The organism is Komagataeibacter sp. FXV3 (assembly GCF_015155755.1).
GTDB lineage: Bacteria > Pseudomonadota > Alphaproteobacteria > Acetobacterales > Acetobacteraceae > Komagataeibacter.
This window is the reverse complement of record NZ_VWPI01000119.1, coordinates 23,614-33,702: the sequence shown is the minus strand read 5'-3', so window position 1 is coordinate 33,702 and position 10,089 is coordinate 23,614. Positions and strand designations below refer to the sequence as shown.

The following is a 10,089-nucleotide window of genomic DNA, read 5'->3' as shown; positions in this document are numbered from 1 at the left end:
TCCTTTGGGCTTTCAAGGTGAAGCGAGCGCAGTTCCTTCCCGCTGATCGTGTTGACCGTACCGGGCGTGGCCAGATAACGCTGCGCATGTGACCGGGTTACTGTTATCTGCTCGGGCGATGCCTTGGGCATCGCCGCACCCTGATGGCGTGGCGTGGAATGGTGTGCGGCGGCATGTTTCGTATCAACCGACTGGGCGCTGGCAGGTGCCGTTGCGGCAACTGCCAGTGGTGATGTCGATGCCAGTAGCAGGCAGGGCAGGGCCGGCAGGCTGACATATGCGGGAACTGCGGCCAGAAGACGGAAGGAATGACGTAAAAAATATAGTTTCATGCCGATATCCTGTTTCATTCCCGTTAGAACCGATCTCTAGGGCGCAAAAAAACCCGTTTATCTTGCTTTGATTCTTACAATAAGGCGTCTTGTGCATTGGTTTATAAGAAGCCAAATCATACTTTCATTATCTGTAGCCAATGGATCGAAAGCCCAATAATCTGGCGCTTTCAAACGTAAAAATTTTTCATAACACATTGATAATTATAAGAATTTAATTTCACATCATGTGCCGGATGCTGCTGTGCAAAGGGGCGGAAAACGGCTTGGTTTTTTTTTGATGTTGCTTGGCTACAACATCTTGTGAGACGCGAAGACACATCTGGTGTTTAGATCCTGTTATGGTCTGATCCAGTCTGCTGCCGTGATGTGGATGACGACGAGGAACGAAGTGGCTGCTTTCTCGTATCTGGTGGCGATAGCGCACCATTCTATCTATCTATCGTGCGCTGCAGATCATGTGGCGGTGTCTTGCCCCGAGGACGAACCGCCTCAATCAGGGGCCGGAACGTCCATGTCTCTCATCAGTGAAAGTGTCTGTTCCATTTCCGTCTCTCTACAGGACGGATTTCAGGTCATGACAGACCTTGTCCTGCAAGATGTGAGGCGTGCCCCTCAGTAGGAAATCATCTGGTCAAGGAAATCCCGCGCGCGCTGTGTCTTGGGGGTTGTAAAGAATTCGGCCGGTGGCGTGATTTCCAGGATACGGCCCTTGTCCATGAAGATGATGCGGTCGGCGATATGCCGCGCAAATCCCATTTCATGGGTGACGCACAGCGTCGTAATCCCCTGCTGCGCCAGATCATTCATGATCCCGACCACGCCCGAAATTGCTTCGGGGTCCAGGGCTGCGGTCGGTTCGTCAAACAGCATGACCTCGGGCTGCATGCACAATGCGCGCGCGATCGCCACGCGCTGCTGCTGCCCGCCCGATAGCTGGATGGGGTATTTGTTGGCCTGCTCGGCAATATTGACCTGCTGCAGGAAGCGCATGGCCATTTCCGCCGCATCGGCGCGTGGGGTTTTCTTTACCAGGCGGGGGGCCAGCGTGCAGTTGTCCAGCACGCTCAGATGCGGGAACAGGTTGTAATTCTGGAACACCAGACCGACTGTTGCACGCAGTTGCGTAAGGTCGGTCTGCGCATTGATGATCTTGCCATCAATGCTCAGAATGCCGCTGTCATGGGGTTCGATGCGGTTGAAGCAGCGGATCAGCGTTGACTTGCCCGAACCTGACGGGCCCAGCACGACAATCTTTTCCCCACGCTGCACATCGAAGCTGATCCGGTCGAGTGCTATGAAGTCCTTGTACAGCTTGCTCAGGTTACGCACCGAAATCATGGCCGACGGGTCCGGCATGGTCTTGGGATCAGGATTCATTTGCGGTTGCCTTGTGACGGTCAGCCCATGCAAAGCGTCGTTCAACGCGTTTTTGCAGGAACAGGAAGAAGAAAACCATGGCGAGGTAATAGACCAGTGCGGCGGCGTAATATTCCGTGAATTCGAACGTACGCGCCACCTGGATCTGGGTCACCGCCAGCAGTTCCTGAAGCGAGATGACGGATGCCAGCGACGTGGTTTTCAGCAGGCTTATGAATTCATTGATCGTGGGCGGCAGCGCAATGCGCAGCGCCTGCGGGAAGATGACATGGCGGTACACCTGCCGCCGGGACATGGCCAGCGCGTCGCCCGCCAGTTCCTGCCCCTTGTCCACCGCACCCAGCGCGGCGCGGTTGATTTCGACCTGATAGGCAGATTCGTTGATCGACAGCGACAGCCATGTGGCCAGGAAGGGGGTAAACCATGCCTCGCGGAAGATCGGCAGGAACTGCGGCAGCGCATTCCATATGAACAGCAGCTGTAGCAGCGTCGGCGCGCCACGGAATACCGATACATATCCCTTCAGCGCCATCTTGAGCAGCGAATCCCGCCCGTTCAGCGCCAGCGCCATCGGGATCGAGATCATGATGGCGGTAAAATGCGACAGGACGGCCACCGCCAGCGTGATGAACGCACCGCGCATGAAGGCGGTCGATGTCAGCGCGGAAAAGAACGTGTCCCACCGGAACATCGGGGCCGGGGACGTGTTGGCCAGCGCCTTTGCCACATCGGGGGAAATGGCCCATTTTTTCTGGATCGCGGCCATCTGCCCGTTCTGGCCCATGGTGGCGATGGCCTGGTCCAGCAGTTCGCGGTCATGCGCGTTCTTGCGGATATACAGCGCGAAATGCCCGTATTCGGGATAGGGCGGTACAAGGATGACGCTGACCTTCCCGTGCAGCTGTTCCTGCCGGTAGTACAGTTCCACATCCTGGCTGGCGAAGGCGAAAACGCGGCCGATCAGCACCTGCTGCACCACCTGGTCCTCGGTCGGGTACTGCTGGATGATGATGGGCGCGCGACCGGCCTGGACCAGTGTTTCATTTTCCTTTGCCAGCCGTGCGCTGTAGCTGGTGCCCGACTGTACGGCCACTGTCTTGCCCGACAGGTCGGCCATGCTGGACAGGGGCGGGGTACCGGCGCGCGCCACGACCACCAGCGCTGTATCCTGATAGGAGACGGCATCGAAATTCTTCTCGCGCTCCGGCAGCTTGATGATGCCACTGGCCACCATCGAACACCGCTGCGCCGCAAGGCTGGGGAACAGGCCGGTAAAGTCCATGGTCGTGACAACCATGGACACATGCCAGTAATCCGCCAGCCGGTGGGCGATGTCCATGTCGATCCCGTCCACGGCGTTGACGTCGTTACCGTTCACGAATGTCATCGGTGGCAGGGTGGGATTGGTACAGATGGTCAGCGTACCGTCATGGATGAAGCCGGGCAGGTCGGGTTCTGCGGCCTGTGCGCTTCCCGCAATGGCCAGCACCCCGGCAAGGGCGGCTGCCAGCACACGGGGGCGGAAGCGGGAAGAACAGCGGCGCATGAACTGCGCCATGGAATGGGTCATACGGTGTGCTCCACGGGGGTATGGGGCAGGTGTCGGGGGTGGAAAACCATCTGTGTGGCGCCCGCGCTAGCAGGCTTCTTCCAGAATGCGGCGGAATATATCGACCATCAGCCCGGTTTCGGGTGAAGGCCGGGCAATGAAGTGGAAACCCGTAACCAGTTGCAGCCCCCCCAGCATGATGCGGCGCAGCAGGCCAGCACGCAGCAGGGGCTGGGCAAAGGGTTCGGGCAGGAAACCAACATAACTGCCCGACAGGATCAGCAGCGCGCGCGAATCAACGTTTTCGGCTGCGGCCGAAAAGGTTAGGCGCGGGCGTATCCCTTCCCACATGGGCGACGACGCGGCGCCCGATACCTCGATCATGCGATGCCGGGACAGGATTTCGGGGGTGATCGTATCTTCGGGCATGGTGAACAGTGGATGGCGCATGCCGCAGAACAGGTGCAGTTCCTCCTGGAACAGGGGGATAGCCTCCATGTTGGGCAGATGGCGCGGGTTCAGCGTGATGCCGGCGGAAGCCTGTCCGTTCAGCACCGCAAATTCCACCTCCCGCGGGGACGCGGAACGGATGTCGAGGAACACCCCCGGATGACGGGTGGTGAAGATTTCAATCGCGCGTACCAGCGCCGTTTCGCCATGGATCTGGATATTGTCGGGTACATACAGGCAGAACCGCCCCGACAGGGTGCCGCTGGCTTCGTTGATGCGTTGCTGGAAGCGTGCGATGTCGGAAAACAGGGTGTTGGTGGCTTCCATCACCATCCGGCCTTCCGCTGTCAGCGCAAACCCGCTGCGCCCGCGCATGCACAGGCGCAGGCCAAGCCGGTTTTCCAGCGCCGAGATGTCGATGCTGATGGAAGACTTGCTTTTGCCCAGCGCCACTTCGGCGGCGGCGAAACCGCCATGTTCGGCCACCGTGCGGAACACGCGCAGCAGGCGCAGGTCCACCTCGGCGATCTGGCCGTGAAAACCGGCAGCCTTGCGGTGTGACGCCTTGCGGCGCGAGGGCGCGCTGTTGCCCGGACTTGATGTATGTTCTCGCGTCATGCAGGACCGATCCACCAGGTATCAGACATGGAACATGCCGTGCCGCCATGCTGGCAACCGGAATTATTCCTGTATGGGAACATAGGCGGGCATCTGTCGCTTCTCATTGTCGGAAATGGCCAATTCGTTGACAGGATTATCCATAAACCGCAACGAAGGGCAGGGGGAATGATTATGTGCGGCTGCCGGGTGGAAAAGCGTAAAAATACCGATCCGGGAATGAAAAAACGTCCGGCCAGCGCACGATTGCCGCATCCGTGCATGCCTGAGGGTCGCGCACTGGTAACGGAGGTGGGCATTGCATATGTCAAGATTAATGAAAATACAAAGTAAACTATGAACCATTGATATTTGAACGTCCGCACCCCCCGTTATCTTTCGGGAAATACCCTAGTGTATTCAGTTATGTGACAAGGATTAAGGCAATGGTCGCAAACCGCTGGTTTATTGACAGTGAAACCGGGGATCTGGCGGATGTGCTGCTATGTCCCCCTGACTATTATTCCTGGATTCCCAGTAATGATATCGCCATCCAGAGCATGGCCAACGGTGCGAAGATCGACCGTGCCGCGCTGAATGCGCAGTTCCGGGAACTTGTCGCCACGCTGGAAGGCGAGCAGGTCAGCTGCCATTTCCTGACCCCGCACAAGGACATGCCGTACGAGGTGTACACCCGCGACAGTTCCCAGACCACGCCGTTCGGCACTGTCGTCACCAACCTCGCCCGTCCCGAGCGCACGGCGGAAATCACGCCGATCCATGAATTCTATGGCAAGGACGAAATCTGGAAGACCTGCACGAAGGGCCATATCGAAGGCGGTGACATCCACATCATCCGTCCCGGCCTGCTGGCGGTTGGCGTCAGTGGTGGCCGCACGGACGAGGCGGGCGCCGCCGAGTTCATCAGCTGGTTCGAGGAAGCAGGCTGGACCTGCCGCATGATCCGCTTCCCCGAGCATTTCCTGCACCTGGACGTGATCTTCACCATGGTGGCGGAAGACCTGGCCATCGCCGCCGTGGACGTGATCGCCGATGAGGATCTGGACTGGTTCCGCGCACAGGGCATCCGCCTGCTGCCGGTCAGCTACAAGGAAGCCATGCGGGACATGGGCTGCAACGTCCTGTCGCTGGGCCGCGAACGCGTGGTCAGCCCCCATCACTGCACGCGCATCAACCAGATGCTGCGCGCGGAAGGCCTGACGGTGCTGGACCCGGAACTCAACCAGTTCTCGCAGGGTGGCGGCAGCATCCACTGCATGACCATGCCGCTGCGCCGCAAGTCCCTGAAGAAGGACTGAACAACCGCGTAAGGGCAGGCATGGCGTGACCGTGCCTGCCCGTGCCATGCGGCATTGCCCGCATGGCCCCGTCGCGCGGTAAGGCATGGCACACCCTGGCGACCTGATGCATCCTTTGCCAATTCCGCATCGTCCGGCGTCATTCAACGGAGAGACAGAGACCCATGGGTATGGAAAACAGCATTTCGATCGATGGTTCGCAGCTATGGTCCGACCTGATGGAAACGGCCCGTTTTGGCGCGACCGCGCGTGGCGGGCTGCATCGTCTGGCGCTTGGCGCGGATGACCTGAAGGTGCGCGAATGGTTTGCCAGTACATGCCGGGCGCTGGGGTGTGAAGTCATCCATGATTCCATGGGCAACCAGTTCGCGCGCCGTCCCGGCACGCAGCCCGGCCTGAAGCCGATCATGATTGGCAGCCATCTGGACACGCAGCCGACCGGTGGCCGTTTTGATGGTATCCTGGGCGTGCTGGGTGGTGTCGCGGTGCTGCGTGCGCTGGAAAATGGCAAGGTCCAGACCCGTCACCCGATCGAGGTCGTCAACTGGACGAATGAGGAAGGCGCGCGCTTTACCCCTCCCATGCTGGCATCCGGCGTATTTGCCGGTGTCTTTACTGAAGAATATGCCCGCAGCCGTCCCGACCGTGACAACATCACCCTGGGTGACGCCCTGACACAGGGCGGGCAGGCAGGTACGCAGCCCTGTGGCGAGCATCCCGCCGCCGCGTATTTTGAACTGCATATCGAACAGGGTCCCGTGCTGGAGGCCGAAGAAAAGACGATCGGCGTGGTGCAGGGCATCCAGGGCATGCGCTGGTACGAAGTGCGCGTCATGGGGCGTGATTCCCACGCGGGCACAACCCCCATGACCATGCGCGCTGATGCCATGTGGGCCGCTGCCCGCATGATCGATGCGGTGCATGGCGTGGCGATGTCCCATAAGGACGGCCTGGGCACGGTCGGTATTGTCGACTGCCAGCCAGCCAGCAGCAATGTCATTCCCGGCAATGTCATGTTTACCGTTGACCTGCGCAATCCGTCCGACACGGTTCTGGAGGCGATGGAGCAGGATTTCCGCGCCCGGATCGCGGCCCTGGCCGAGGATTGCGGGGTTGAAGCCGTGGTGTCGCCGGTATGGAATTCAGCCGCCGTGCATTTTGATCCCACCTGCATCGCCTGCGTGCGGGAGGCGGCGGAGGAGGAACGTTATTCCATGCGCGATATCGTCTCCGGCGCCGGGCATGACGCCGCCTACATGGCGCAGGTGGCGCCGACGGCCATGGTGTTCGTCCCCTGCCTGAACGGTATCAGCCATAATGAGGCCGAAAGCGCCGAGCCGACGGATGCAACGGCGGGCGCCAATGTCCTGCTGCATGCCGTAATGCTGGCCGATACCCGGATTGACGCGGCATAAGATTAAGGTGCGGCGGTGTTATTTCTTCAGCCGCACCATGACCACCTTGGGGTGGTGGCCGACCCATTCGACATCGACAATGCCGGAATCGGTTATCAGGTCGCTCAGGCGCGCGTAGCCGAAGTTGCGGGCGTTGAAATCCGATGCCTGCTTGGCCAGATGGGCACCGACCGAGGCCAGGTTGGCCCATCCGTCCTCGTTCGAGGACGCGTTGATGGCGTTGCGCAGCTTGTCCAGATCCTGTTCATCAAGGGTCTGCACCGGCTGGCCGAAGGGTAGGCCACGGGACGTGGTCCGGTCTGTCCGGTGCCTGTGTGTTTCCACATCATGCGCGGCGTGGTGGTTGAGGACATCGAAATAGACGAATTTGTCGCATGCCGTAATGAAGGGGCGTGGCGTCTTGCGTTCCCCGAACCCATAGACCGTCACCCCCTGTTCACGGATGCGGGCGGCAAGACGGGCGAAATCGCTGTCACTCGATACAATGCAGAACCCTGCGAACCGCCCGGTATACAGCAGGTCCATCGCATCAATGATCATCGCGCCATCGGTGGCGTTTTTCCCGGTTGTATAGGCAAATTGCTGCACGGGCTGGATTGCGTGTTCCAGCAGGCATTCCTTCCAGCCATTCAGGTTGGGCTTTGTCCAGTCGCCATAGATGCGCTTGACGCTGGCGACCCCGTAACTGGCGATTTCTTCCAGCAGGCCAATGATGATCCTGGGGGATGCATTATCCCCATCAATCAGTAAAGCGAGCGCCTTGTCAGCATTTGCCTGCATTATGTCCTCCATGGAATGCCGTGTCCCGTCGCTGGTCAGATACAGGCTGCCGGGCGATCGGACAAATGACGTGATCCCGCTTTTTGCCAGTCCTGTCTTTGGTGCCGTGCGTGCCTAAGTGTACTTTGGAAAATTCCTATTTACACATATGACCGCAACGGTTGATCGTCGTTGCATAAACACATCGTTCCGCGTCTATCGAAGGGGTAGCTGCATTACATGGTCCGTGCCCTGATCCCGTTCGGTTTTCCCATCCGTGCCACGCTGGAGGACGCCAGCTGATGCAACTGGACATATTCAAGACGTTGTGGGGCGATACCCGTCCATGGGACGAGCCTGTTGCCGATATGCGGGCAGCGGGTTTTGACGGGATCGAGGCACGCATCCCACCCACCGTGGCGCAGGCCAGCGAATGCGCGCGGATCCTGCACGGCGAAGGCGTGCCCTATATCGGCATCGCCATGACCGGTGGTGGCGTATTACCCCACCAGGCGGCCAGCGTGGATGATCATGTCACCGATCTGCGCGCCATACTGGAACGCGCAGTACCCATGTCACCACGTTTCATAAACGTACTGGGCGGCAATGATCGGTGGAATGCGGCCCAGCAGGTCGAATTCATTGCGCGGGCACAGGACGTGGCACGCGATACCGGGTTGCTGTGCAGTTTCGAAACCCATCGCGCGCGCATCCTGTCCAGCCCGTGGATGACGCTGGATGTCATCCGCCAGCATCCTGACGTGCTGTTCACGACCGATATCAGCCACTGGGTCGTGACCTGTGAACGGCTGCTGGATGACCCGCTGGATGATTTCAGCGCCTTTATCAGCCGGGTCCATCATGTACAGGCCCGCGTGGGGTATGACCAGGGACCGCAGGTGCCCCATCCGGCTGCCCCTGAATACCAGCCTGCCCTGCGGTTTCATCAGCAGTTCTGGGAAAAGGTCTGGCTGTCCCAGATGGCGCGGGGCTACGCCACCACCACCCTGACCCCCGAATGCGGGCCGGATGGCTATCTGCACACGCTTCCCTTCACCAATGCGCCGGTGGCCGACCTGTGGGGGCTGAATGTGTGGATGGGACAGACGGAACGCCACCATTTTCTGGATTTCATCGCGACCAAGCAACAGGATCATGCGTCATGACGTCTACCAAACAGGATACGGTAATGCCCGGTCACGTCGAGACCTTTACTTCCATTCCCGTTGTCAATATCGCGGGGCTGTACAGTCCTGATCTTGCTGCGCGTCAGGCCGTGGCGGAGGAACTCGGGGCTGCGGCGCGCAATGTCGGCTTCCTTTATATTTCCGGCCATCAGGTGCCGGATGCCGAGATCGCGGGCGTGCGCAAGGCGGCGCGGGATTTCTTCGCGCTGCCTTACGAAGAAAAGATGAAATACTACATCGGCACGTCCGCCACGCATAAGGGCTACGTGCCGGAAGGCGAGGAAGTGTACAGCAAGGGCCGTCCCGATCATAAGGAAGCCTTTGACATCGGTTTCGAGGTCCCGGCCGATAACCCGCTGGTCAAGGCGGGCACGCCGCTGCTGGGGCCGAACAACTGGCCCACGGTGCCCGGCTTCCGTGCGGAGGCCGAAGCGTATTACAAATCCGTTTTCGCGCTGGGGCGCACGCTGTTCCGTGGCTTTGCCCTCGCCCTTGGGCTGCCGGAAACGTATTTTGATGACCACGCCAATTTTCCGCCATCCAAACTGCGCATGATCCATTATCCGTACGATGCGGATGTAAAGGATGCGCCCGGTATTGGCGCGCATACCGATTATGAATGCTTTACCATCCTGCTGGCGGACCAGCCGGGGCTGGAAGTCATGAATGGTAATGGCGACTGGATTGACGCGCCGCCGGTACCGGGCGCCTTTGTGGTCAATATTGGTGACATGCTGGAAGTCATGACCGCAGGGGCCTTTGTCGCGACCGCGCATCGCGTCCGCAGCGTCCCGGCAGAACGATATTCCTTTCCCCTGTTCTATGCCTGTGACTATCATACCAAGATCCAGCCGCTGCCAGCCTTTGCCAATGGCGCGCAGGATTATGAGACCATTACCATCGGGGAACACATGTGGGCGCAGGCGCTGCAGACCTATCAGTACCTTGTCCGTCGCGTGGCGGACGGGACGCTGTCGCTGCCCACCGGCGCGCGCAAGGTGGCCACATTTGGGCACTTCAAGCGTGCAAAAAACGATAAGGCCTGATTCCGCTACGGCGGCCAGGCGTTTGCTACAGGATGGGATTTTCCAACATCATGTC

Annotated in this window: 9 protein-coding genes and 1 pseudogene; 5 read left to right on the top strand and 5 right to left on the bottom strand. The window is 59.6% G+C overall.

The window, feature by feature from the left end:
• The 4 genes and pseudogenes from F1542_RS10830 to F1542_RS10815 form a co-directional block, all read right to left on the bottom strand.
• Positions 1 to 332: pseudogene (locus F1542_RS10830) on the bottom strand (TonB-dependent receptor); the annotation flags it as partial.
• 615 nt (positions 333 to 947) lie between these two features.
• The gene (locus F1542_RS10825; RefSeq protein ID WP_275944690.1) at positions 948 to 1,712 is read right to left on the bottom strand and encodes an amino acid ABC transporter ATP-binding protein; all 765 of its coding nucleotides are present in this window, start codon (positions 1,710 to 1,712) and stop codon (positions 948 to 950) included.
• Entirely contained in the window at positions 1,702 to 3,282 is a 1,581-nt protein-coding gene (locus F1542_RS10820) for an ABC transporter substrate-binding protein/permease (protein WP_193733043.1), read from the bottom strand. The genes F1542_RS10825 and F1542_RS10820 overlap by 11 nt, the downstream gene beginning before the upstream one ends.
• A 66-nt stretch (positions 3,283 to 3,348) precedes the next feature.
• Complete coding sequence (locus F1542_RS10815; protein ID WP_193733042.1) at positions 3,349 to 4,329, bottom strand: LysR family transcriptional regulator; 981 nt, start codon at positions 4,327 to 4,329, stop codon at positions 3,349 to 3,351.
• Positions 4,330 to 4,356: 27 nt separating this feature from the next.
• Between F1542_RS10815 and F1542_RS10810 the strand changes: the two genes are divergently transcribed.
• The 3 genes from F1542_RS10810 (at position 4,357) to F1542_RS10800 (ending at position 7,042) form a co-directional block, all read left to right on the top strand.
• Positions 4,357 to 4,662 carry a hypothetical protein gene (locus tag F1542_RS10810; protein WP_193733041.1) on the top strand — a complete coding sequence of 102 codons (306 nt, stop codon included), beginning with the start codon at positions 4,357 to 4,359 and terminating at the stop codon, positions 4,660 to 4,662.
• A 92-nt stretch (positions 4,663 to 4,754) separates the two neighbouring features.
• The gene (locus F1542_RS10805) at positions 4,755 to 5,627 is read left to right on the top strand and encodes a dimethylarginine dimethylaminohydrolase family protein (RefSeq protein ID WP_193733040.1); all 873 of its coding nucleotides are present in this window, start codon (positions 4,755 to 4,757) and stop codon (positions 5,625 to 5,627) included.
• A gap of 164 nt (positions 5,628 to 5,791) precedes the next feature.
• Positions 5,792 to 7,042 (top strand): M20 family metallo-hydrolase, encoded by a 1,251-nt coding sequence (locus tag F1542_RS10800; protein ID WP_193733039.1) that lies wholly within the window; start codon positions 5,792 to 5,794, stop codon positions 7,040 to 7,042.
• A gap of 18 nt (positions 7,043 to 7,060) precedes the next feature.
• Here F1542_RS10800 and F1542_RS10795 read toward each other — a convergent pair whose 3' ends face one another.
• Positions 7,061 to 7,822, bottom strand: coding sequence for an NYN domain-containing protein (locus tag F1542_RS10795; protein WP_227672671.1), 762 nt, complete (start codon positions 7,820 to 7,822; stop codon positions 7,061 to 7,063).
• Between the two features lie 281 nt (positions 7,823 to 8,103).
• Here F1542_RS10795 and F1542_RS10790 point away from each other — a divergent pair, with 281 nt between their 5' ends.
• Positions 8,104 to 8,967, top strand: a complete 864-nt coding sequence (locus tag F1542_RS10790) for a sugar phosphate isomerase/epimerase (RefSeq protein WP_193733038.1) — start codon at positions 8,104 to 8,106, stop codon at positions 8,965 to 8,967.
• Positions 8,964 to 10,034, top strand: a complete 1,071-nt coding sequence (locus tag F1542_RS10785; protein WP_193733037.1) for an isopenicillin N synthase family oxygenase — start codon at positions 8,964 to 8,966, stop codon at positions 10,032 to 10,034. Before F1542_RS10790 ends, F1542_RS10785 begins: the two co-directional genes overlap by 4 nt.
• Positions 10,035 to 10,089: the final 55 nt, after the last annotated feature.